General features: G+C 45.3%; 18 protein-coding genes and 1 pseudogene. 7 read left to right on the top strand and 12 right to left on the bottom strand.

The features are described from left to right. Positions 1-80: 80 nt before the first annotated feature. Complete coding sequence (locus P0M28_RS28195; protein ID WP_302206846.1) at positions 81-1073, bottom strand: aldo/keto reductase; 993 nt, start codon at positions 1071-1073, stop codon at positions 81-83. A 56-nt stretch (positions 1074-1129) separates the two neighbouring features. Next, positions 1130-3043 (bottom strand): FAD-dependent oxidoreductase, encoded by a 1914-nt coding sequence (locus P0M28_RS28190; protein ID WP_302206845.1) that lies wholly within the window; start codon positions 3041-3043, stop codon positions 1130-1132. Positions 3044-3200: 157 nt separating this feature from the next. Between P0M28_RS28190 and P0M28_RS28185 the strand changes: the two genes are divergently transcribed. Beyond that, entirely contained in the window at positions 3201-4889 is a 1689-nt protein-coding gene (locus P0M28_RS28185) for a serine hydrolase domain-containing protein (RefSeq protein WP_302206844.1), read from the top strand. Here the strand turns inward: P0M28_RS28185 and P0M28_RS28180 are convergent, their stop codons facing one another. From P0M28_RS28180 to P0M28_RS28170, 3 genes are all read right to left on the bottom strand, one after another. Then, complete coding sequence (locus tag P0M28_RS28180) at positions 4890-6371, bottom strand: sulfatase family protein (RefSeq protein WP_302206843.1); 1482 nt, start codon at positions 6369-6371, stop codon at positions 4890-4892. Between the two features lie 88 nt (positions 6372-6459). After that, positions 6460-6954, bottom strand: a complete 495-nt coding sequence (locus P0M28_RS28175; protein WP_302206842.1) for a SixA phosphatase family protein — start codon at positions 6952-6954, stop codon at positions 6460-6462. Positions 6955-7006: 52 nt separating this feature from the next. Next, positions 7007-7372 (bottom strand): DUF2784 domain-containing protein, encoded by a 366-nt coding sequence (locus P0M28_RS28170; RefSeq protein WP_302206841.1) that lies wholly within the window; start codon positions 7370-7372, stop codon positions 7007-7009. Positions 7373-7473: 101 nt separating this feature from the next. Here P0M28_RS28170 and P0M28_RS28165 point away from each other — a divergent pair, with 101 nt between their 5' ends. Together P0M28_RS28165 and P0M28_RS28160 are read left to right on the top strand one after the other, a co-directional pair. Further along, positions 7474-7890 carry a DUF2721 domain-containing protein gene (locus tag P0M28_RS28165; RefSeq protein WP_302206840.1) on the top strand — a complete coding sequence of 139 codons (417 nt, stop codon included), beginning with the start codon at positions 7474-7476 and terminating at the stop codon, positions 7888-7890. Positions 7891-7978: 88 nt separating this feature from the next. Continuing rightward, complete coding sequence (locus P0M28_RS28160; RefSeq protein WP_302206839.1) at positions 7979-9667, top strand: VRR-NUC domain-containing protein; 1689 nt, start codon at positions 7979-7981, stop codon at positions 9665-9667. Positions 9668-9896: 229 nt separating this feature from the next. On the opposite strand, the gene P0M28_RS28155 is transcribed toward P0M28_RS28160, so the two are convergent. After that, complete coding sequence (locus tag P0M28_RS28155; RefSeq protein ID WP_302206838.1) at positions 9897-10691, bottom strand: hypothetical protein; 795 nt, start codon at positions 10689-10691, stop codon at positions 9897-9899. Positions 10692-10970: 279 nt separating this feature from the next. Between P0M28_RS28155 and uxuA the strand changes: the two genes are divergently transcribed. Next, positions 10971-12170, top strand: coding sequence for a mannonate dehydratase (gene uxuA / locus P0M28_RS28150; RefSeq protein ID WP_302206837.1), 1200 nt, complete (start codon positions 10971-10973; stop codon positions 12168-12170). A gap of 72 nt (positions 12171-12242) precedes the next feature. Here the strand turns inward: uxuA and P0M28_RS28145 are convergent, their stop codons facing one another. From P0M28_RS28145 to rplU, 6 genes and pseudogenes are all read right to left on the bottom strand, one after another. Continuing rightward, the gene (locus tag P0M28_RS28145) at positions 12243-13418 is read right to left on the bottom strand and encodes a lycopene cyclase family protein (protein WP_302206836.1); all 1176 of its coding nucleotides are present in this window, start codon (positions 13416-13418) and stop codon (positions 12243-12245) included. Then, positions 13415-14383 carry a DUF3667 domain-containing protein gene (locus tag P0M28_RS28140; RefSeq protein WP_302206835.1) on the bottom strand — a complete coding sequence of 323 codons (969 nt, stop codon included), beginning with the start codon at positions 14381-14383 and terminating at the stop codon, positions 13415-13417. The genes P0M28_RS28145 and P0M28_RS28140 overlap by 4 nt, the downstream gene beginning before the upstream one ends. Positions 14384-14544: 161 nt before the next feature. Then, positions 14545-18678 carry a tetratricopeptide repeat protein gene (locus P0M28_RS28135; protein WP_302206834.1) on the bottom strand — a complete coding sequence of 1378 codons (4134 nt, stop codon included), beginning with the start codon at positions 18676-18678 and terminating at the stop codon, positions 14545-14547. 189 nt (positions 18679-18867) lie between these two features. Then, the gene (gene rpmA / locus P0M28_RS28130) at positions 18868-19125 is read right to left on the bottom strand and encodes a 50S ribosomal protein L27 (protein ID WP_302206833.1); all 258 of its coding nucleotides are present in this window, start codon (positions 19123-19125) and stop codon (positions 18868-18870) included. Positions 19126-19157: 32 nt separating this feature from the next. Next, complete coding sequence (locus P0M28_RS31210) at positions 19158-19469, bottom strand: helix-hairpin-helix domain-containing protein (RefSeq protein WP_367281927.1); 312 nt, start codon at positions 19467-19469, stop codon at positions 19158-19160. Continuing rightward, positions 19449-19757: pseudogene (gene rplU, locus P0M28_RS28125) on the bottom strand (50S ribosomal protein L21); the annotation flags it as partial. The gene P0M28_RS31210 and the pseudogene rplU, both read right to left, overlap by 21 nt. Before the next feature lie 561 nt (positions 19758-20318). On the opposite strand from rplU, the gene P0M28_RS28120 reads away from it, so the two are divergent. The 3 genes from P0M28_RS28120 (at position 20319) to P0M28_RS28110 (ending at position 25022) form a co-directional block, all read left to right on the top strand. After that, positions 20319-21314, top strand: coding sequence for a ribonucleoside-diphosphate reductase small subunit (locus tag P0M28_RS28120; protein WP_302206832.1), 996 nt, complete (start codon positions 20319-20321; stop codon positions 21312-21314). 27 nt (positions 21315-21341) lie between these two features. Then, the gene (locus tag P0M28_RS28115) at positions 21342-23789 is read left to right on the top strand and encodes a ribonucleoside-diphosphate reductase subunit alpha (protein ID WP_302206831.1); all 2448 of its coding nucleotides are present in this window, start codon (positions 21342-21344) and stop codon (positions 23787-23789) included. A gap of 102 nt (positions 23790-23891) precedes the next feature. Then, entirely contained in the window at positions 23892-25022 is a 1131-nt protein-coding gene (locus tag P0M28_RS28110) for an SAVED domain-containing protein (protein WP_302206830.1), read from the top strand. Positions 25023-25025 lie beyond the last annotated feature (3 nt).

The raw sequence follows: 25025 nt of genomic DNA, 5'->3' as shown, positions 1-25025 counted from the left end.
AAGTTGAAAATTAGAGAGTAATAGTAAGTTGAGCAATCCGTAATCGGACAATCAATAAATATAAAGATGTATACACTCTGTTAATGAATGCGGGAATCACTTTGCCACATATCAGCGTTAGAGCCCAAGGCTTCTTTTAGAGATCGAGTGATCTCGTTCAGCTCTTCAACAAGTTTATCCGATAACGATACTTGCATAGTGGCTACATTGTCTCTTACCTGCTGCGGATTTCTGGCTCCCACGATAATACTACCCATACCTGATTGAGCTAACAGCCAGGCCATGCTGAGACGCGCCATCGGAATATCTTCCCGTTCGGCTATCTGCTTAACCTGGGCAATTGTCTTAAAAGTAAGCGTCTCCTGTCCACCTTCACTGTGGCGAGTTTGGGAACGCTCCGAGGAAAAATGGCGGGAACGGGCTCGATCATCCGGTACTTCTTGAGGATTGCTAAATTTTCCCGCCAGTAATCCTTGCATGATAGATGAATAGCTCAGTACCGGAATTTGATGTTTGTTACATAGAGGTAAAATATCAAATTCAATCGCTCGCCATAAGAGATTATAAGGAAGTTGATTACTAGAGATTTCTTTAGTCACTTCTAGTGCTTCGGTCAGGTCTTGCTTTCCGAAGTTAGATACACCAAAAGCCCGAATTTTGCCTTCTTGCTTGAGATCAACCAACGCTCGCATTGTTTCTTCTACCGGAATAGCTGGGTTAGGCCAGTGCAACTGTAGTAAATCCAGATGATCGGATTGAAGGGCTTGAATTCGAGCTTCACAGGCTTGCTTTACATCTTCGTAGCCAAAATCATCGGGAACAATCTTGGTAGCGATCACAATCTTATCATATACATCGCCCAGTGCCTGATGGATCATTCGTTCGGAAGCACCATTGCCGTAGGCTTGGGCAGTATCAAAAAAAGTAATGCCTTGTTCGTAAGCCTCTCGTAGTGCAGCTAATGAGTCTTTTTCTTCCTGATGTCCCCAGTTAAAACCTCCCACAATCGCCCAGGCTCCGAAGGTCATTCGAGTGATAGTAAGGTCGCTGTGAGATAAGGTGATGGTTTGCATAGTGTAGTTTTAGTACTTCGCCCAAGATACTAAACATCAATTGTTCAGCAAATAGGCTATTCGCTAAGTAGTGAGTATATCTTCAGCAAAAACTCTCCCCGCGACGGAGTGGAGCCTGCTAAATATTCCTGAGCCTCAGCTTGTCGCCTTTCATCATCTAGCCGACGAATCCAGCGCTGGGCTAAAGCACCCTCTAGTTCTTTTTCGGGTTCTAAGGCATGAAACGGATAAGCAGCGGCGTACTGCCCACCCCACAGACTGCGGTAGGTTGTGGTATCCACCATTGCCAGCGTATCCAGAGTATAAAGATCATGCAGATACCCTCTGACTCCCAGAAACTGAGCCGCTTCAAATAAGGCAGAATTAGCCTCAATATCTGAGATGTAGGTAGTCTTAGACTTATGGTGATGCAACAGTTTTTGTAGTTCATTTATATTTACCTCTCTTACCATTTGCTCACCGATAAGTGCTAGGTGGGCAGTTAGTCCAGCGGCTTGCCCTAGCGATGTCCACACTGGCTCCAGGCGAATACCGCTAAACCCTACGTGGCTGCTGGAGATCGCTACTGAGACTAGTAAATTAGAAAATCGTCGGGGGACAATTACTCCGAAAGGAATTTGAAACGGAGGGGGAATAAAGTTATAGTCACCCTCTGCCACCGAAGAATACAGCGAAGGCGGTTGTACTCCGTGACAGTTCAGGGCGTAGTCGCCGATAGCAATGGCATCATTTTTAAAAGGGATAATCAAGGTGCCTTGCTGGGGGGTTACATCATTTTGCGTAAAAACGTATTCTCCCATAATTCGGCGGGCTTCGCGGATGTAGAGCCGGGGAGGAAAATTTTCATTATTTATGAACTCATCTTTGGCTAGTCCCCACTGACGAGCCTCTTGGCGATATTTTTCAGGAACTGCCGTATCGTTTTGCAGGAAATACAGCAAACCCAAAATATGCTCCTGATGGTGCTGGACAATCTCAGCCCTAACTTCGGGACTCCCTTCGGGATAAGCGTAGTTTTCTCCCAACAGGGCGATCCGTACAGCAGCGTTTTTAATATCGTTGACATCTGCTTTCCGATTGGGAATCATCTGCGCCCGCAGTATGGCATCCCGACCAAATCTGGCAAAGACCTGACTGACCGTTTCCTGCTGGAGCACCTCTGCAATCGGCAGATAGTCTTCTCGCCGATAATTATCAGGCTGGTCAATCAAACGACGGTTATCCGGATCATCGGTCATAATTACTCGAAAGTTGTAGCCTTGCACTCTTCGGTCGCCCTCGCCAGTACTGCCGTTTAGTATCCTTCTGTTCTGGTAAAAAATATGCCCGGCCAGAGGTTCCCCGTATTCCTGACGAGATTCGCGCCCTACGCGATACTCTGCCCCCGCGAAAGCAGCTAAATCACCCTCGTAGGTTGCATCTAGAAATATTTGCCCCGATAGCTCAACCCTTGCATTGTCGGTGAGGTTGAGGCATTTGATGCGCGCGATATGCCGGAGTTGCTGCTGGGGTTCCCCTAAAGAAATACTTTGAATCCTATGATTAAGATAAACCTGAATATTAGAGTGCTCGGCTAGCATCTCCTGAAAGATTTTAAGCGTGACATGCGGCTCGGCGTGAATGCCGGCATGGCAATCTTCCACTTGCTGAGACTCAGCTCCGTACTTATCAATGTAATACTTTTCTACCCGCTTGCAGTAGTCCAGAAAGGTGCCACTTAATGACTCAAAAGAAATGAAGTCGGTGTTAGAAAGCCCACTGGTCATGAGTCCGCCAATCTGATCGTATTCTTCTACTAAAGCTACCGTATGCCCGTATTCGGCAGCGTTGATAGCCGCCGCAATGCCTGAGAAAGTAGCTCCATAAATCACCAAATCGTAATCTGACTCTACGATTTGGTCTGGCTGAAAAACAAAACTTGTAGCTGAGAAGAAACTGATTCCAAGGCAAAGAAAAAATTTTAACCGCATGATATTGGCAGATTAAATAAATATCTCGCCAAGATAAATGAATTTTTTTCTGATAGAGAAACTCCTTAACATAGATTGAAACCATGATCAGTTTGGTGAAGCATTGCTACGTATTGATTTTTGCTAATTCATTCTAGAGGCTGTATCTTGTTTTCAGATGAAATCAACTACTTTTCTCTCTCCATCCTTCCTGTTTATTTGCTGTCTGTTATTTGGTTGCCAATCAACAGAAAACAAACAAGCCGATGAGCTTTTTACCCAATGGAATAGCGACCATACTCCAGGTGTGGCTTTTGCGGTAGTGCAGAATGGTGCAATTATTCATCAACAAGGATTTGGACAGGCGAATCTGGAGTACGGTGTTCCTATCACTCCAACTACTGTCTTTCATATTGCTTCCATCTCTAAGCAGTTTACCGTCTTTGCTATCATGCTACTAGAGAAAGAAGGAAAACTTTCACTAGATGATGACATCAGAAAGTACGTACCCGAGGTTCCCGACTTTGGCAAGACTATTACGTTGCGACACTTGGCTTCTCATACCAGTGGACTCCGCGACCAATGGGAGTTGTTAGTAATGGCGGGGTGGCGGATGGATGATGTGATCACTACCAAAAACATCCTAAAATTAATAAGTCGTCAGCAGCAGTTAAACTTTGACCCCGGCGAACAGTTTATGTACTGCAATACTGGTTTTACGCTACTGGCCGAGGTAGTAGCGCGAGTATCTGGTCAACGCTTCGCTGAATTTACCGTACAGTATATTTTTCAGCCTCTGGATATGCAAAACACTCTATTCTACGATGATCACGAAAAGGTGGTAAAAAACCGAGCTTACTCGTACTACCAAGATAGTACTGGTTATAAAAAAAGCGTACTGAACTACGCCAATGTTGGGGCTACGAGCTTGTTTACCACCGTAGAAGACCTGAGTCGCTGGACTACTAATTTTTACACAGGTCAGGTAGGCGACACGAGTATTTTTCGTACTATGAATACCCCTATTGTTCTTAACAACGGCGAAAGCATGGGTGGGGCATTGGGTCAGTTTGTAGGCGAGTACAAGGGGCTACGCGAAATACAGCACGGTGGGGCGGATGCAGGCTACCGAACTCACCTCTCTCGTTTTCCCGACCAACAGTTTGCAGTGATCGTTTTTAGTAACGATGCCTCAATGAATGCTGGAGGGTTAGCTCATCAACTAGCAGATATTTACTTGGCAGACAGCTTAGAAGTTGAACCAGAGCCAGAGGAAAAGGCTGAAAAAGAAATTGAACTTGACATTACCATTGAAAAGGAAGCGCTGAATAGCTATTCTGGTGATTATGAATTACAACCAGGGTTTATTATCAACATTACTAACGATCAAAGTAAATTGTACGCGAAAGTACCTAACGAACCCCAGCGTTCCCTAAATCCCATTTCTAACAATGAGTTTTCAATTGATGGTTGGGATGGGACGGTAACCTTTCCAATGGACAGTGCCGGAGAGATATCGGTTCTAAAACTCTCAGCAGGTGGGCAGAAAATGGAAGCAGCTAGAGTTAAACCTCTCGACTTATCGCCGCAAGACTTGACTGAATATACCGGACGATATTACAGCGAAGAATTAGTCACCACCTACACTCTTGCGGTAGTTGATACTGGGTTAGTAGCAAAGCATATCCGATTAAGCAATATTTCGTTAGCTCCAAGAAAAAAGGATATATTCAGTGGTGATACTTGGGCCTTTGGTGAGGTTTCGTTCGTACGAAATGCTAATGATGCTATCACAGGCTTTCAGGTTTCTTCAGGCCGCGTAAAAAATATCCTCTTTACAAAAGTGAAAAAAACCACCAACGAATAACTAGTCCCGATTCGGATAAAATGGATGCTCCATTGTTTCACCCGGTTCGCGAAATACCCAAGGACGGAAGGCTTCTAGGGTTTCTTCCCATTCGGCTAACGATTTGGTGGGATAAGTATCCGACCACCCTCCTTGACGAAACTCATCGCTCACCCCTTGATCGTTAATTTTCTCACGCCACTGGTTGAGTTCAGTGAGTAATGAATCTTTTACCGACTGATGAGCCACTTCATCCGCCAGGTTGTTTAGTTCGTAAGGGTCATCTTGCAAATCGTAAAGTTCGTACTCGGGTTTAGAATCAGCCATAAAGCGATCTTGCTCGGGCGGAAGCTCTCCTTTCAGGTGCATCACGTTAAGTAATGTCAGCACCGGATAGCTGCGTTCTTTATAATTATTGTACTGGCAATAGGCTCGCTCCGGCATCAGGTTATGAATAAGCTTGTACTGCTCCGTACGAATCGCCCGCATAGCATCGTGGGTGCTGTCCATCTTATCACGAGCGGCAAAGATAAACTCACGTTCGGCTATTTCGCTCTCAAGCAAATTTTTACCGTGTAGTGGGTGAGTGGACTTAGCTCCAGCTACGTCCAGAATTGTTTTAGTAATATCAATCGTCATGACCATCGCATCAGATACCTCTCCTGCTTCAATTTGCCCCGGCCAGCGAGCGATAATGGGTACCTGAATACCACCGTCGTATAAAAACTGTTTGCCCCGGGGCATACAACGTCCGTTATCTCCAATCAGAAATACTAAGGTATTCTCGGCTAAACCTTCCGCCTCTAATCGGTCGAGCACCTCCCCTACCTGTCGGTCTACGTTCTGCATGGCTTCCAGCCCATTGGCCCAATCCCGCTTAGCTAAATCAGTTTGCGGATAATAGGGTGGCAGTTGCACATCTTCAATAGCAATTGGATTAATAGAATCGCGTTGCCAACGACGATGGGTTCCGGGAAAAGTAAGCTGGGCAAAAAACGGCTGCCCCTCCTCTCGCTCACTCCAGTCTTCTCCTTGGTACAAATCACCTTCGTGAGTGAAGTTCATATCGGTTTTACGATTCGCCATAAAACAGGTAAAGTACCCAGCTTCTTGCAACAAATGCGTCATGGGACGAATACCGTGCGGAAGTGGTTGACGGGTAAATCCCGAACCATTGGTACGATGCTGATTGGCTCTGATGTAGTTCTGATGAAAACCCGTCATCATCGCCGAGCGAGAGGGCGAACAAACCGGAGCGGTAGCAAAAGCATTGGTATAGCGGATTCCTGCTGCCGCTAGTTTATCCACATTAGGTGTACTGATACCTGGCTCACCATAGCAGGAAAGTTGGTAGCCCCAGTCTTCCAGCATGATCCAGACGATGTTTGGTTTTTCGGTTAAAGTAGAATCTTCACTAGCTTGCTCCGATGGATTTGAACAAGACTGGATAATAAGCGCAAACAGAAAGAGTAAGAAGGCTGAGTGCCGAGTGTAGGTTGCCATTTAGTACATGATTATGTGGATGAGCAACTTACTTATTTTTCCTCAAACCCAGTATTCAATTGGCGGTTTTTACCCATAGAGTGCCTATTTACTGCTCTTCTTTTTTCGGATAATCGTACCATTGTAACTGACCAGACCGAACGTTTGCCCAATCAGCCACGTCAAACTGAATACAGACAATTCCGGTCGTTACAATATTTTCGATTGCTTCATTGCATAAAGAGTTCTGCAAGTCAGTCAATCCTGGGTTATGCCCTACCAGCATAAGCGACTGGTACTGATTCTCTAGGCTCCTAATTTGCCCGAGCAAAGTTTCTACATCAGCATGATACAATTTCTCCGCCCACCGGATTTGAGATTCAGCGTAGTTTATTTCGGTAGCAATTGCCTCGATAGTGAGTTTAGCCCGCTTGGCAGGACTGCTGATAACCCAATCCGGATGGATGTTTTTAGCGGCTAGACGTTTTCCCATTTCAGGCGCATCTCGTTTTCCACGCTTGTTAAGAGACCGATCGTAGTCGACCACTGAAGTGTCTTTCCAACTGGACTTGGCGTGACGAACGAGATAGAGGGTTTTGGTCATATTATCTGAATTGGGAGTTCAATCGCTGTTGGGTAATCATTCGCCTATAAAATTATTTGACAAGATCACGGTTTCGGTAGCAAGATATAATAACGATGGCAACAAACGTGACGGCTGTCGCAATATCAATCACTTTCACCGAGATAGTTCCTCCCAATTGATAGTTTATCAAATATGTGATAAACGAATTTGGCAAATTTTGCTGTCCCAATGCTCGCTTAACTTCCCAATGCCAATCGGTGAGAAAGCAATACCCAAAGCCGTACCAGAAGCCTAAAACGAGCCAACTGAAAACGGTAAGTAACACTACTATCAAGTGAGCCCGCCGCGTATTATTCCATATCCAACCTGTTAGGTTAAAACTGATGACTACTACATGCAACCACCAAAAGAATATGTCTAGCCAAGTGTAGTACATAACCGATTTTCTGAATTTAACAGCTCCGTGAGATTTACTATCTTCGTAAATTTACCAATACTAATTTGGTGTTACTAAACAAACTGCGCTCCTGCCCTTTTATGAACGAATTAACTCTCACTACCCCCGCTCTACTGTTTCCCGCTATTTCACTGTTGCTGCTAGCGTACACTAATCGATTTCTAGCCATTGCCGCCCTCATTCGGCAGCTACACTCGCAGTACAGTGAGAATCACGATGGGCGGGTACGTGGCCAGATTGAGAACTTACGAAAGCGGGTAATTCTGACTAGAAATATGCAAAGCCTGGGAATTATGAGCTTGTTTTTATGTGTATTATGTATGTTCTTGCTATTTGCCGAAGAATACGAAATTGGGAAATGGGTGTTTGGAATAAGCCTATTGTTACTGCTTGCTTCACTGGGTTTGTCAGTTCGCGAAATTCAGATTTCTACCAATGCCTTAGGGCTACAACTCAGTGATATGGAGAGCAATGAACAGTTGATAGGTGACAATTGAAAATGGATAATAGATAACATTGTTGAACCACATAAATTCACCTAGAATCTCTGTGGACAATTGACCGTCGACTGTGGACTACTATACTATGAGAAATGTACCGCCGATAGAGCTACCCGAAAAATACTACCTGGATAACTTCGAGGCCTTGCTTCGCTTTGTGCAGGAGAAATCGGGAAACTTGATGAGTCGGCGGGAGAAGAATTTTGCGCGAAAGTTTCTTGCCTTGCCCGAAGACGCTCGTTGCTTGTTTGTTCGGCTTACTAATCGTAAAGGAGGTTTTTTCAGAATCTCTAAACTCACTTACGCTGAGATTAATGACCTGTTGGAGACCACTGATTTGCTTTGCCAGCAGAAGTTCTTTAGCCGGCTTTCTCCTAAGCATAGTGCCGAGTTCACCGAAGTGTTAAGTATCCTTCCTAGAGCTGAGCTGCTTACTCTTTTACCAAAAGAAGAGCTACCCAAAGGCTATCGCTCTCTGAAAAAACCTGATCTAATAGCTTGTGCCGTAGCGCATCTTAACGCTAGAAAGATCATCAATGTCTTGCGCCAGCTAGAAGATATTGTTCGAGTTGGCTACGAAGATCAGGTGGCTATGCTACGCTTCCTGTACTTTGGTGATATTCATAGTGATATGAGCCAGTTCGTAGTGCGCGATTTGGGAATTATCAAGCACGAGCTATTTAACGAAGATAAGCTACAGGCAGCTTACAAAACCCGTCAAGAGGTGGAAGACACCTTCCGGATGCTTCGTATTTATCAAGAGTTTCGAGTGCTGCGCGATGAAGCCGTAGCATCGGCCGATGAAATTTATCAGTGGTTTCAGAATCGCAGCCTTACCCGTGAGGAGTTTTGCTCACTCGCTCTACCTACCTTTGACCGCCTTTTATTGAAAATTGGCAAGATGCTCGAGCAACAAAGCCACCCAAAATTTGCGCTTAGTATGTATCAGCAAACCGATAAACCTCCGGCGCGGGAACGACGAGTACGGCTACTTCATAAGCTCGGCTGTAAAGAAGAAGCTCTCCAGCTTTGTCAAACAATCATGAGTGAGCCGCAAAATGCGGAAGAGAAATTTTTTGCCGAAGATTTCTATAATCGTATTGCTAAGAAGAAACGCCGCAAGCAAGCCACCGATGTACTGCACGATAGCCCTAGTATTACGTTACCTATCGAAGCCCAGCCTTGTGTAGAGTTGGGGGTATTAGAGTATTACCAAAACCAAGGGCACGAGGGCTGCTTTGTAGAAAACTACCTGTGGCGCGGATTTTTCGGATTATTGTTCTGGGATATTATCTTCGATGAAGACTGCGAGGCTATTCATCATCCGTTTCAAGCCCGTCCCACGGATTTTTATACTCCCGACTTTCTAAAGAAACGCAAACCGAAACTGATCCAACGGCTCAGTGTGCTGGAAAAACCCTCCCGTTTCAAAAAGATTATTCACCACCATTACGAAACCAAGCTAGGCATGAGCAACCCGATGGTGGGCTGGCACGAGTCCTTGCTTCCATTAGTAGAACAATGCTATCAGCAACTGGAAGCCCAACAAATTGGAGCAGTGCTAATGGAGATGGCCAAAGACCTCAAAGAAAACGGCCGAGGCTTTCCTGATTTATTTGTGTGGAACAAAAATGAATATCAATTTATAGAAGTGAAATCACCGAATGATCAGCTTTCGGCTCAGCAATTATACTGGCTAAAGTTTTTCCAAAAGCAGAAAGTAGCCGCTCAGGTGCTACGAGTAAAATGGAAAGGAGAGTCAATGAATAATTAGCATCGCACAGCGAGCAATTGATAATGATTAATAACTGGTGAATAATGAGTAATTACACCGCAAAGTAAGTTTCTGTATGTTGTGTTAGTACCGTCATTGCGAGCTGTGAAGAATGAGCAGCGTGGAACGCTCGCGATAACATTTAAAATGTATAATTATTACTTTACAGTGTATTAATTCCCAAAGCCTTTTAACCTTCTAAGCTGTAATCACCGTAAGCCATTAGCTATCAGTATAAATCCCAGCTGCGGTATTCATTACCCTGAGCCGTACGCATTCGGATGTTTACCTCATCACCGTAATTGCGGTTGATTTCCGAAAGTAGCGCAACCAGTTCTGCCTCGTCGCCCCGATAATTCATTAAGAAAGTAAAAGGAGAAGCATCGCCAGTGACCGTTTTCGGACTTACCTTACCGGAAGCATCCACTTCAAAGAAACCGTAGTCGCCCTTTTCAAATTTATCTTGGGTAGCTCCTAGCTTCGCCAGTTGAGCCACAAAAGAGTTGGCTATATTATCGCTAGGCTTATTTAAAAACCGTATGCTACCCCAAAGCGCGTTCTTAGGAATACGTTGTAGTTGAATAGTTTCAAGGTTCATGCCTGCCTCAGCGTTTAACACCAACTGATACGACTCAGGGTTGACTGTCAAGACTCCGGTATTAGTAATTGCTTCACCAATGTGCAGGCTAAATTCATATTCGCCGATGTTCAATGCGCCCACATCAACAAAGGCTGAAGCTGGCCCCATTGCTTTTAGGCAAGCCGTAGGCTCTTCCACTTCATTTAGGTGAATTGCCAGCCCATCGGTTTGCTGCTGAAGGTTGTAATCAATGCGATGGTTGATACAGCCAAAATCGCGGGTAGTAAAAAATTTAAACATCAGCAATCGCTGATCTCCTTCCAGGTACTCTTTCATCTCCACATCTACTTCAGTGCCGAGAGTATTAATGGCTTCGTCCGCCGATTCTTCACAGGCGAATAGTCCTACCAAACAGAAAATTAGGGCTCGCAGAGTTAGTTTCATACTAGAGATAAAATTGAAGAACCAGCTTAAAAAATCATTGGAACTTGGTTGTTTAACTAGTAACGGAAAGAACGGTTAATAATTACAAATATCTACCAGTTTTTTCACAATGCAAACTAACATATTTCTCGGTAAAAAGAATAACTATTCCTGGATAAAATTAGCTGTTTTTTGGCAATCTGTCTACAAGTTCACACATACCGTCACCAATTGGTAACTTCGCCCCAAGGTTTGTACTTTACAAACTCATTTACTACTCATTTATTTAACCTAAATACGATGGAATACACTTGGCGCTGGTACGGTCCCGCCGACCCAGTTACCCTCAATGATATTCGGCAAGCCGGAGCTACCGGAATTGTTACGGCTCTTCACAATATTGCTCCGGGCAAGGTCTGGACAAACGAGGCTATTACTGAGCGCAAAAAACTCATTGAAGACTCCTCTCACCGTAGCTCACTGCGCTGGTCGGTGGTAGAAAGCGTTCCGGTAACCGAAGCCATTAAAATCGGTAGTGAGCACCGCGACCGGGATATTGCGGTGTTTCAAGAGTGCATTCATAACCTGGGTGCCAATGACATTCGCACCGTTTGCTATAACTTTATGCCGGTGCTCGACTGGACCCGAACCGATCTGGATTACTTACAATCCGATGGTTCTACTGCCCTACGATTTGACCAGACGGCTTTTGCTGCATTTGATCTTTACATTTTACAACGTCCCGGTGCCGAGAAGGAATATTCGGAAGAAGAAAAACAGCAGGCCAAACAATACGCCGCCCAGTTAGACGAACAGCAGGCGCAGCAACTTCAACAAAATATTATTGCGGGCTTACCCGGTTCGGATAAAGACTACAGCTTACAAGAATTTCAGGAGGTACTGAACCAGTACCAATCGGTTGATGATAAACAGTTACGAAACAATTTACAGTATTTTTTAGAGAAGGTGATTCCTGTTGCCGAAGATGCTCAGGTGAATATGGCGATTCATCCTGACGACCCTCCTCGCCCACTACTTGGACTACCTCGGGTAGTAAGCACCGAAACTGATGCCCAGCATTTGCTCGAGATGGTAGACTCCCCGAATAACGGGCTTACTTTCTGTACTGGCTCCTACGGTGCCCGTCCCGATAATGATCTGCCCGGAATGATTGAGCGGTTGGGAGCTCGTATTCACTTTCTTCACTTCCGTAGCGTGCAGCGGGAAGGCAGTAATGTGAACGGTAGCTTCTACGAGGCCAACCATTTGGAAGGAAGTGCTGATCTGGTGAATGTAGTGAAGGCCACGGTAGCTCTAGAGAAAAAGCAACGGGCTAATGGCATGAATCACCCAATTCCTATGCGTCCTGATCACGGTCACAAAATGCTGGATGATTTACATAAAAAGACCAACCCAGGTTACTCAGCCATCGGTCGACTGCGCGGTTTAGCCGAACTAAGAGGGGTAGAAGCAGCACTAAAAGGGAGTTTTAATATTTAAATTATTAGTTTATGTAAATTAACATAAACACTTGAAAATCATTTGTTTATATATTCAAAATTATTATTATTTTCAGTAGCTAGCTGCTACGAATTTAGATTGCAGCGCAAACCAAGTACCTTTGATAAAAGGCATTTTGGGTACTGAGTTCATAATGGCAAAATCTTCTCCTAAGTGCGTGTCTTCATCCAAAAACCGAAGTACCCGCGCTGGCGGATTGTTCTTAAAAAGATCAGCGAAAGCTTTACCAGCGGGATAAATATCGCGTCCCATTACGTTTAGCAGCACACTATCAAACAGGTGAAAACGATTGTTGCTGAACCTAGCGGTAGAGATTTTGCCGGTGGTGGTCAGTTGCCTCACCAGTTGTTGACTATCTCGCTGGATGCGTTGGAAAGTATACCCCGTAGATGCTTTGGTAGCTCCACCTGCCGTACCAATCCGAATAATTCGTTTACCTTGTTCGCTAGGATACGTCATGTCGGTCATTGGTATCACGCCGAACTCTTGGTGAACCACTTGGTAGTCTGAATTGGTAAGGCCAAGGTATTCCGGCATGTACTTTTGTAGTTCCTGATTATATTCATCTTTTCCCAAAAGCTGAGCGGAAAAGATAGTGTACTCTACTAGCGCGGTTTGCTCGTCAGTAGGCAGCACGTACATAAAACGACAGTCGCCCTGCTGGTCAATGCGGAAATCCATCAGCGTTGCCTCCTGCGGATTAAAGCGGGGTTGGTGCGTGCGTATTTCCCAACCTTTAAAGTGCTGGAGTAAATACTGATGTCCGTTAGCTTGCTTAACTTCATCTTTGTCGCGCAAGCTGCTAAACACCCAAGCTCCTTGGTGTGTATCTCGCTCAGTAATAACCTGGGCTACGCCATCGCTTTCTCTCATTTCTTGAACCTCTTCATTGAGCACCGTCACATTAGGGAAATCTGCCAGAGCTTGGTAAACGTGCTGATAGAAATCAATGCCGCGAATCATTTTGTAGGTGTAGGGCTGCAAGTTTAGCAGCTGCGAAAAACCCGGACTGCGGAAGTACATATGCTGCCACTGCTGGTGGACAATTGATTCATACGGACTGGAACCAACTTCCCAGAAGCACCAGGTTCGGTCGTTTTGGTTCTTTCGTTCTCGATCAATCAATAGAATACGGCGATCCTTCCAGTCGCTTTGCAGCAAGTGGTAAAGTAAGCTTAATCCGGCAGCACCGCCCCCGGCCAGAATAATGTCGTACTGGTTGTTCATGCAATAAAAAATGATAAAACGACCTCAGAGGCAAATATAATTGAAAGTAGCATACTATACATGAAGTTAACTAATAGCACTTTTGTTACGGTCTTTCCCCACCCCTGTTGATAGACTCGCCGGAAAGAAACAATTAAATATACTAACCAAAGTAAAACTACCGCTACTTCAATGTAGTCTACTACGGCAGCAGAAACCCCTAGCCATTTTATAATAATTAACGGGCAAAACAGCAGTAACGTAAAGGAGTGTATATGCAAGGTGTGCGCTAAATGCTGTACGTAATATTGCCTTCTGCGGATGTACAGTAGCTTAAGAAGTAAAGCAAAAATTGGCATGGCAATTAGTAGAATAATAGGCAAATTACGAATCGCCGTGGAGATGAAAGGAAGAAGGCCATAAAGAGCCATCTTGCGGGCCTGACTAAAGATTTTTCGTTGCTGCCAAGTTTTTGGCAGTGAGTCATATTCTAAAGTGGCAAGTGAATCCAGAGCCTCCTGATTAGTCAGCGACTTATCCAGAATAATTTGGCGAATCTGTTCGGTAGAGTCGCTAGTAACAGAATCTAAAGGGATACCCATGATTTCACTGGAAAACCCTCTCACAAACCGGTCCTCCGCTCCGGTAGTAAATTCCGTAATGGCTGAGTTTGAGCTTAGGGTTACCAGAAAGAAGAACGATAGGCTAACTACCAGATACATCCGAAGGGGATGGATGTACTCCACTCGTTTTCCCTCGTTGAAGCGGTTGGTTAAAAAACCTGGTTTAAAAAACAATGGCCTGATACTGCGTCCAATCCGGGTGTCGAAGGAGAAGTAATTGGAAAAGAATTCTTTAACAAAGGTTCCGAAGGAGACATCAGTTTGGTTGTTGTTTTCCTGCCCGCAGCGCGGACAATAGTGGTAGACGGTATTGAGGGTAAGACCACAATTGAGACACTGCTGGGTTTTTCGGCGGATTTTCACGGGTGGTTAGTGTTATGGTGTTAATGTGCGAAGTGTTATGGTTTTAGGCGGTTGCCGTGCAATGTTCAAATTTGCAAAACCATGAACCTTAAACTCCGCAACTCTGAACTTGAAACTTATAACAAAAACACTATAACACCATAAAACTATAACACTAAAACTTACTGCGTACAATACTTCTTCAAAAAGAATTCCGCTTTAGAGTCGCCCAGGGTTTGGGCTTGCTGCCAGTCTTCGCAGGCTTTGGGATCGCCCTGCTGGTAGTAGATCATGGCTCGGCCGCGAAAGTAGTCGGGGTTTTGGTCATCATTACTGATTGCTCGCTCAAAGTCTTTTAGGGCTGCTTCAGGGTTTTCTTCTAGCACGTGTAGGTTCGCCCGGTTGTAGTAAGCTTCCGCATCGCGGGGGTGCAATGAAATTACTTTGGTATAATCTTCAATTGCCCCCTTGTAGTCTTCTAACTCTTCTCGCAGATACGCCCGATTGTAGTACACTTCTTCCAATTCCGGGTTGAGTTTAAGGGCTTGGTTAAAATCACCCAAGGCACCGTTGTAGTCACCCATAAACGAACGAGCGGTAGCTCGATCTACAAACAGTTGTGCGTCTTGCTTATCCAGATTAATTGCGTTAGTGAAATCTACCGAAGCCTGTGCGTAGTTCTCCCGCTTCATATAGGCCTGCCCCCGGCGGTAGTACGCTGCCTTTTCCTGAATCCCATTGTCAATCGCTTCGTCGTAGTAGCCAATGGCTACCGGATAATTTTCCAGATGGTAGTAGGCATCGGCCAGATAGTAGATAATACCTACGTCAACTTTGTCTGCCTGGGCTCTCTCCACCACTCGTAGATCATCGCGAGCCTCCTGGTATTTCTCTAGTTTGAAGTGGGCAATACCTCGGTTCTCGTACGCCAGCGTATAGGTCGAATCCAACGCAATTGCCTGGGAATAGTCAGCGAGGGAAGCATCGTACTGCTCCAGTTTGTACCTGGCTTTACCCCGATTGTTATACGTAGTAGCATCTTCCCAACCCTGCTTAACGGCCTGATTATAGTCTGCTAAAGCGGCGGAGTAATCTTTGAGGCGAAAGCGAGCGTTTCCCCGTACCGCGTAGGCCTGCGGATAATTGCTTTGTTTATTAACCGCCGTAGACAAATCGCTCAAGGCGCCTTTCCAATCGCGGGTTTCGTATTTGGCAAACCCTCGCCTAAAGTATACTTCTGAATCGCTGATGCCCAGCTTGATAGCTTCATCTAAATCAACCAATGCTTCACTGTATTTTTTACCATCAAATTGAGCGTAACCCCGAATAAGAAAAGCCAAAGGCTCTTTAGTTCCTTGCTGAATGGCCTGGTTAATATCAGCAATTACCGCTTGATACGCCTCTTCTTGTTCCTCCATTGCCAAGCTATCTATGCTTCGGTAGCGCGATACTCCGCGAGCAAAGAACACCCGATCATCAGTTTCTTTGAACTCTACTGCCTGATCTAATTCAACTACAGCTTGCGAGTATTGCTCGGTCTGGTAGTAGGCTATCCCTATCATGCGGAAAATATCAGTTTCCTGACTATCAAGTTCGCGGGCTTTCTCAAAATCTTGAATTACTCCAGCGTAATCTTCCGCCAAAAACTTAGCCGTGCTCCGGTTATGATAGGCTTTGGTATAATCTGGCTTTTTCGCAATTGCCTGATCAAAGTCAGCAATGGCCTCGCTATAGTTTTTCAGTAAGAATTTTGCTTTACCCCGATTATTGTAAATGAGCGGAGCCTTTTCCACATCTTGCTGACCGCCATTTGCTAAAGCCTCACCGTAGGCCCGAATAGCCGTTTCGTAGTCGTCGGTTAAAAACTGGGCATTTCCCCAATTGTAGAGCGTGAGCAAATCATTAGCCCCTTTTGCAACCGCTTGATCTAAGTCATTAGCGGCGGCCTGATAATCTTTTTGGGTGTAGTAGGCATTTCCTCGGTGGCTGTACACCAACGCATCATCAGCCCCTTTTTCGATGGCCTTTGTCAAGTCGCTGATTGTTCGCTTAGGTTGATCCAGATAAGCCGCCGCATGTCCGCTCAAAGCATAAGCCGACTGAGAGTCTTCGCCCAGTTGAAAAGCCCGGTCAATATTCTTTTGAGCTTCTTGGTAGTTTTGCTGATCGTAGTAAATTTCAGCTCGGTAGCGGTACGCCTGGGATTCATTAACTCCCATCGTAATAGCTTCGTTCAACGCAGTCAAGGCCCGATCGTACGCGTTAGTCTGATACAATGAGTAACCAAGTAATTTATAAAGTAATTTGGTGCTAACCCCCGCTTTACTGGCCTTTGCTAAATCTTCCTCCGCCTTCACGTAATCTTCTTGAAGAAAATACGCCTGTCCCCGGTATAAATAAGCTTCCGGCAACTGAGCATCTTTAGTTATAGCTTGATTGAAGTCAGCCAGCGCACTGGGTACGTTCTTCTGCTCCAGTTTGGCCTGTCCTCGCTTCAGAAATACTTGAGCACTCTTAGCCCCTAGGGCAACCGCCTGATCTAAATCCTGAATGGCCGGTGCCGTCTCCCCTTGATCTAAGCGGATAGTAGCCCGGTGCCAGTAGACTAGTGTATCTTTACTGCCCAGCGTAATGGCTCGGTTAAGCGCATCAATCGCCGTTTGGTTCTTGATGAAAAATTTAGCGTTGCCTAACCACTCGTAAACTGGCAAATCATCCGCTCCCTCTTCTACCGCCAAGCTGAGAGCTTCTACCGCCGAAGTATAGTTCTTCGCCCGATATTCTCCTGCACCCAAGTGCCGATACGTAATCATGTCTCCTCTTCCCTGCTCAACGGCTTGCTTCAGATTGGGAATAGCCTTAGAAAAATTCTGCACCTGGGCTTGAGCGTTACCCAGCGTATAGTACACCTCATCCGTTTTCTCACCTTTGGAAGCTGCTTTTTCCAGATTTTCTACGGCCAACGGAAACTGACCCAGGTAGTACTGAGCACCACCTAACAATGCATAGTTTCTACCGTTGGTCATACCTAGCTCCTGGGCTCGCTGAATATCGGCCAAGGCTGGTTCGTAGAGCTTCTGATCGTAGAAAATGGCTCCCCGCATATGAAATAGCTCCGCCTCTTCGGAACCCGCTTCAATGGCCTTGGTCAAAAAGGGCATTCCGTCTTGGGGTTGCTTTAGGTAGATGTAGGCTTTTCCTAACTGGGGGGCAATTGCTGTCTCTGTTTTTACGGGTAGCAATGTTTCTACTGCCTTTTGGTACTTCTTCTGAGTGAAGTACGAAGTACCTAACGCCATCCAGACTTCGGGAGCACGATTTTCGGAGGCAATTTTTTCTAGCGTAGCAATTACTTGGGTTGGCCGATTAAGTTGATTGTAAGCCAACCCAAGATAGTGGTACAGCTCATCAGTTAACCACTCGGCTTCTTTCGCACTAACGATCTTTTCTAAATCCCGTAGGGTCTGGTTATATTTTTCAGCCGAGAAGGCCGTGATCCCCCGGTAATAATTAAGTTCTGAACTACTTAGTCCTTGTTTTTCGGCCTGGTCAAATGCTGGTAGAGCTTGCTCGTACTGTTCCAGTTCCCGATACGCCATCGCGATTTGGAAGGTAGTTTCTTTGGAAGATTCACCCAGATTGGCCGCTCGTTGGTACGATTTAATAGCGGCTTCCCACTGCTGAAGTTGGTACTGCGCTTCGCCCAAGTTACTCCAACCCTTCGCGTAGCTTTCTTTCACGCTGACAGCTTGCGTAAAATCTTCTACGGCTCCGGTGTAATCATTCTGATAAAATTTGGCCTTGCCCCGATTGTTGAACACTAGTTCATCCTGCTGCCCCAACGCTATCGCTTGATTATAATCCTGGATAGCTTCGGCATAACTGTCCATTCGAAAATGGGCGTTGCCCCGGGTGTAGTACGCATCCGCTTCTTTCGTTCCCTCCTTGATGGCTTTACTCAAATCCAGAACCGTTTGGCGGTAATCCTGGTTGCGGTACTGAAGCAGTCCCCGATAGTAGAATACGTCGGCACTGTACGCCCTGAATGCTACAGCTTGGTTCAGATCTTCCAGCGCAGCATCGTACTTATTCAGTTGATAGTTGGCAATACCACGCCCAGCGTAGCCCTCGGGCTTCTTCGGATACTGAACAATGTATTGGGTATAGGCCACTTTGGCACCCGACCAATCCTGATTCGCTGCTTTTTCTTGGGCTTCCGCCAAATAATCGGGAGATGGTACATCCTGGGCAGCGGCCCACTGGGAGAAAATGGCTCCCCAGAGAATGATAAAAACCGTAAGTATCTGCTTTTTCATGGTAAATTGCTCGGCACAGTGTTGATTACGTAACGAGTAAATTTACCTTTTCAGGTGTCCGCTTTAGTGACAAAAAAGCGGCTTTTAGCAGAGGTGTAAGGTATTGTGAGAAATTACGAGGGCTTATAAACAGAAAAAGCCAGCCCTGAAATAGAACTGGCAAATAGATAGTTTTGGGAGTAAACTAATCTAAGCTTCGCTTACGACATGAACGTAAGAACGATCTTGACGACCTTTCTTGAACTGTACCTTACCCTCGGTCAGAGCAAAAAGCGTATGATCTTTACCCATACCCACGTTGGTGCCCGGGTGGTGCTTAGTGCCTCGTTGGCGCACAATGATATTTCCGGCGATTACATTTTCACCACCAAATCTTTTTACGCCGAGCCGTTTACTTTCCGAATCACGTCCGTTTTTAGAGCTACCGGCTCCTTTCTTATGTGCCATGATATTTTTTGTTTAATAGGTTAACCTTCTTTTTAAGCATTCAGTTCTTTGGCCTGAGGAATCCAATCATCCTGTACCATCTCTACAGTAACACCATCCACCTCTTCGGCTAGTTTCTCAATCTCCTCAGCAGACAGATCAATTATTTGCTGGTAGGTATGAATTCCGTACTCATTTAGTGCTTTCTCAAAAGCAGGCCCAACGCCACTAATTTTCTTCAAATCATCTTGAGCGGTAGCTTCCGCTTGCACCGCTTCGGGCTTAGGAGCATCAGCCTTCGGAGCTTCTTCTTTTTTGGCTTTCTTACTAGCCTGTTGGCCCTTCAGCAGAATATCATCAATCATGATTTTGGAGTAGCCCTGACGGTGCCCCTGCTTTTTCTTGTAGCCCTTACGGCGTTTTTTCTTAAATACAATGACCTTGTCGCCCCGACCGTGCTCCAGAATGGTTCCGGCCACGCGAGCTCCACCTACGGTGGGAGTGCCTACTTCTACTCCGTTATCATCTTCGATAAGGAGCACTCGGTCAAATTCAACGGAAGCGCCGGCATCGCCTGCCACACTAGGGGCATACACGAACCGATCTTTTTCTACTTTAAATTGCTTTCCGGCAATGTCAACAATTGCATACATACAGTTGGAAATTGATAATTGACAATGGATAGTCACCATCATCAACCGTAGTTATTCTTATTACTTATTTGGAAACGAGGCGCAAATATAGTGTTTTCTTGCTTTTCCGCCAACCTTACGTCCAACCCATTTTTTAGTAAAAAAGTTGCCCCTTGATTAACGAACCTATCATTATGACAAATAATTACTCAGAATAAGTAAACCTGCCCAGGTAACGGAGCAACCCAATGTTAAGAAATTGTGTCGAAATTTCAGAGAAAATAATTGCTATACAACCTACTACTAATCAGTATTTTATAAATAACACCTTCAATAATAGGTTAAATATAAAACCGAAATTCCTCCGGGGAAATACCGAAAAACCTTTTTCTTTCTCGCCTAAATCAACATATTTGTGAAGAGTGCTTGATGAAGAGCATGTTTTTTTCACTACCTAAGCCTATCTGTCTTTATCCAAGCGTTCTTTTTACGAAATCGTGAATTTTCTCATGGTTCTTTGCAACAAAATCGTATAATCCCGCATTACTTATTTAAAGTATAGAAATTAATTATATAGCTGTTATGAGTGAGAAAACTGTTGATTTAAACGAGCCTATTTTACAGGAGAACCCCAATCGGTTTGTGCTATTCCCTATTGAGCACGATGACATCTGGCAATGGTATAAAAAATCGGAAGCTAGTTTCTGGACGGCCGAAGAAATCGATTTAAGTCAGGACTTGAAGGACTGGGGAAATCTGAACGATGGCGAGCGCCACTTCATCTCCCACGTGCTTGCCTTTTTCGCCGCCAGCGATGGTATCGTTAATGAGAATTTGGCCGAGAACTTCGTAAACGAGGTGCAGTATACCGAAGCCAAGTTTTTCTACGGCTTTCAGATTGCGATGGAGAATATCCACTCCGAAACGTACTCCTTATTAATAGATACTTACGTAAAAGACAGCCAGGAAAAGAACAAGCTCTTCAACGCCATTGAAACCATGGACTGCGTGAAGAAAAAAGCCGATTGGGCTTTGCGCTGGATTGATGAAGGAAGCTTTGCTGAACGTTTGGTGGCATTTGCAGCGGTAGAAGGTATTTTCTTCTCCGGTTCGTTCTGCTCAATCTTCTGGCTGAAGAAGCGGGGACTGATGCCCGGTTTGACCTTTTCCAATGAGCTGATCTCCCGCGATGAAGGAATGCACTGCGACTTTGCCTGCCATCTTTATAATGAACACCTTAACACAAAGCTTTCGGAAGAAACCGTTCGGAAAATTATTATCGATGCGGTAGAGATTGAAAAAGAGTTTGTGACCGATGCACTACCCGTGAGCCTAATTGGCATGAACGCCGAACTGATGTGTCAGTACATTGAGTTTGTGGCTGATCGCTTATTGCTAGAACTCAACTGCGCCAAGGTATACAATGCTCAGAATCCGTTCGACTTTATGGAGATGATCTCGCTGCAAGGCAAGACTAACTTCTTTGAGAAGCGCGTAGGTGAGTACCAAAAAGCGGGAGTGAAAAATAGTACCCAAGACCAAGACCGTCCTAAGTTTTCTTTAAACGAAGAATTTTAATATCTACTAAATTAATTTCTCTAGGCTATGTTAGTAATCAAACGCGATGGAAGGCGGGAATCAGTCAAATTTGATAAGATTACCGCCCGAATTGAGAAACTCTGCTATAATTTAGACACCAACTACGTGAGTGACGTAGAGGTGGCTAAAAAAGTAATCACCGGAATCTACGATGGGGTAACTACCGTAGAGCTAGATAATCTGGCTGCCGAAACTGCCGCTACCCTCACAGTAAAACATCCGGACTATGCCGTGCTAGCGGCTCGGATCGCCATCTCCAATCTGCATAAGGTTACTAGTAAGTCGTTCTCCAATACTATGAAACGGCTCTACTCTTACGTAGACCAAAAAACCGGCGAGCACGCCCCGCTCATCTCTAAGGAGACCTACGCAGTCATTAAAAAACATGCCGCCCAATTAGATTCTACCATCATTTACAGTCGTGACTACAGCTACGACTTTTTCGGCTTTAAAACCCTAGAGCGGTCGTACTTGATTAAGCTAGACGGAAAAGTAGTAGAGCGCCCGCAGCATATGCTGATGCGGGTAGCGGTTGGTATTCACGGAGAAGATATTGAAGCGGCGATTGAGACCTACAATCTACTTTCCGAGAAGTGGTTTACTCACGCCACCCCTACCCTCTTCAATGCGGGTACTCCCAAACCTCAGCTTTCCAGTTGCTTCCTACTAACTATCCAAGACGATTCCATTGATGGTATTTACGACACACTGAAGCAGTGCGCCCAGATTTCACAATCGGCCGGAGGAATCGGTTTAAGTATTCACCACGTGCGGGGAACCGGTTCGTACATTCGCGGCACCAATGGTACTTCTAACGGAATTGTGCCGATGCTACGGAACTTCGATATGACGGCTCGTTACGTCGACCAGGGTGGTGGAAAACGAAAAGGCAGCTTCGCTATTTATTTGGAACCCTGGCACTCCGATGTGTTCGAGTTCTTACAACTGAAACGTAACCACGGTAAAGAAGAGCTTCGCGCCCGCGATCTGTTCTACGCGCTGTGGATTCCCGATTTGTTTATGAAGCGGGTGGAAGATAACGAAGAGTGGTCGCTATTCTGCCCTAACGAGTGCCCCGGACTGTACGACAAATACGGTGAGGAGTTTGAGAAGATGTACGAGAAGTACGAACGCGAAGGACGAGCGCGTCGCGTAGTAAAAGCGCAGGAGCTGTGGTTTGAGATTCTGGAAGCCCAGGTAGAGACTGGTACTCCGTATATGCTCTTCAAAGATGCGGCGAACAAGAAATCAAATCAGAAGAACCTAGGAACCATTCGTTCGTCGAACCTCTGTACCGAGATTATTGAGTACACCTCGAAGGATGAAGTAGCGGTTTGTAATCTGGCCTCTATCGCGCTGCCCAAGTTCATCAGTCAGGATGAAAACGGCAACAACTTCTTCGATCATCAGAAGCTGTACGAAATAACCAAAGTAGTAACGCGCAACCTGAATAAGGTGATTGATGTGAACTACTATCCGGTGAAAGAAGCCGAGAACTCCAACATGCGGCACCGCCCCATTGGAATTGGTATTCAGGGACTGGCCGATGCTTTCATTATGCTCAAGATGCCGTTTGAGTCAGAAGAAGCTCAGGGACTGAATCGCGACATTTTTGAGACTATCTACTACGCTTCTATGGAGACTTCTATGGAGCTGGCGAAAGTTGAAGGAGCTTACAAGACGTTTAAGGGTTCGCCCGTCTCCAAAGGCATCTTCCAGTTTGATATGTGGGGCGTCACCCCTGAAAGCAACCGCTGGGATTGGACGGCTTTGAAAAAAGAAGTGAAGAAAAACGGGGTGCGTAACTCCTTGTTACTCGCTCCAATGCCGACGGCTTCTACCTCCCAGATTCTGGGGAATAACGAGTGCTTTGAGCCGTACACCTCTAACATCTACACCCGCCGCGTACTGTCCGGTGAATTTGTGGTGGTGAATAAGCACCTGCTGCGCGACCTGGTTGATCTGGACTTGTGGAACGACAATATGAAGAACCGCCTGATTGCTGAGAACGGTTCTATTCAGAACATCAACGAGATTCCGCAGCACCTCAAAGATCTGTACAAAACGACCTGGGAGATCTCGCAGAAGACCATTTTGGATATGGCTGCCGATCGTGGTGCCTACATTTGCCAAAGCCAGAGCCTGAACATCCATATGCAAGACCCGAACTTCGGTAAGCTAACGTCTATGCACTTCTACGCCTGGAAGAAGGGACTGAAAACTGGAATGTACTACCTCCGCACCAAAGCAGCAACCGATGCCATCAAGTTTACGGTTGACAAAGCGGCTCTTACCCAAGGGCAACCGCAGGCGGCGGAAGTTCCGGTAGGTGCCCCGGCCTACGGAGGAGGACAATCCCAGGGCAATGCCGGAGCCGGTCCCCAAGCCCAAAAGCAATCCGACATGCAATGTTCCCTCGATGACCCCGACGGCTGCGAAGCCTGCGGAAGCTAAAATCTGAGATCACAAGAAAGCGTCGGTATTAATTTGTCGGCGCTTTTTATTATACTATAAATTCTTAAAAAAAGAATAAAGTAATCACAAAAAGAAGAATCGATGAGTGTATCCTATATCCCCCAATCAACAAAACTCATACTTTGGGGAATAGCGTCTGGACGGTGTCAGTTTAGAGGCTGTAATAAGCCTTTATATCAGGATATAATTACAAAAAGCAAATTTAATCAAGCCTATATTGCTCATATTATTGCTGATTCCCCGAATGGTCCGCGAGGAGATAAGGTCCTTTCTGAAAAACTAAAAGACAACCTAACAAACTTAATGTTACTCTGCGATGAACACCATCGTTTAATTGACAAGGTAGATGTTGATGGGCATCCGGAGACATTATTGGTAGAAATGAAAAAGGAGCACGAAGAACGAATAGCACGGATAACATCTATTGATCCTAATATGAGTAGCCACATCGTTCTCTATAAAGCAAACGTAGGGAAACACAGCCCAGTGCTTAGCTACGAAGCAGTAAAAGAATATCTTTTACCTTCCCATTATCCAGCGACCTCCTCAGCTACTGATCTAAGTCTATCAAATAGTCCACAGCAGGACAAAAATCAGTTATTCTGGGATACGGAAATTGAGAATTTAAACGCTCAATTTTCGGAACAGCTTCGACCAAAATTTCGACGAGGTGAGATCAAACACCTCTCATTATTTGCTTTTGCACCACAACCCCTACTAATCAAGCTAGGTACTCTTCTCTCCGATATTCATCAGATAGCCGTACACCAGCCTGTGCGAGAACCTAAATCATGGAATTTTCCAAAGGATGTAGCTCCAATTGAGTATTATATTAACCAGCCAGAAGTAAAACACCCTTCTGTAGCATTAAACATTTCGTTGAGCGCGACAATCAATAATGATCGAATTACCAGTGTGCTTGGCAAAAATTGTTCAATCTATACCCTCACCATTGACCAGCCTTTCAACGACTTTTTACGAAGTAAACGACATTTGCAAGATTTCAGCGAAGCGATACGAAGATTATTTAACGAAATCAAAGCTCATTACGATAGTAAAACTCCGTTGCATATTTTCCCAGCGATGCCAATAGCTACCGCAGTTGAGTTAGGTCGTATTTGGATGCCCAAGGCTGATATACCGCTGCATATTTACGATGAAAATACCGCTAATAGCGGATTTTTCAAAGCACTAGAAATTATAAACCACTAAGTA

The organism is Tunicatimonas pelagia, from assembly GCF_030506325.1.
GTDB lineage: Bacteria > Bacteroidota > Bacteroidia > Cytophagales > Cyclobacteriaceae > Tunicatimonas > Tunicatimonas pelagia.
The sequence above is the reverse complement of the archived record's forward strand: the minus strand, read 5'-3'. Positions and strand labels throughout refer to the sequence as shown.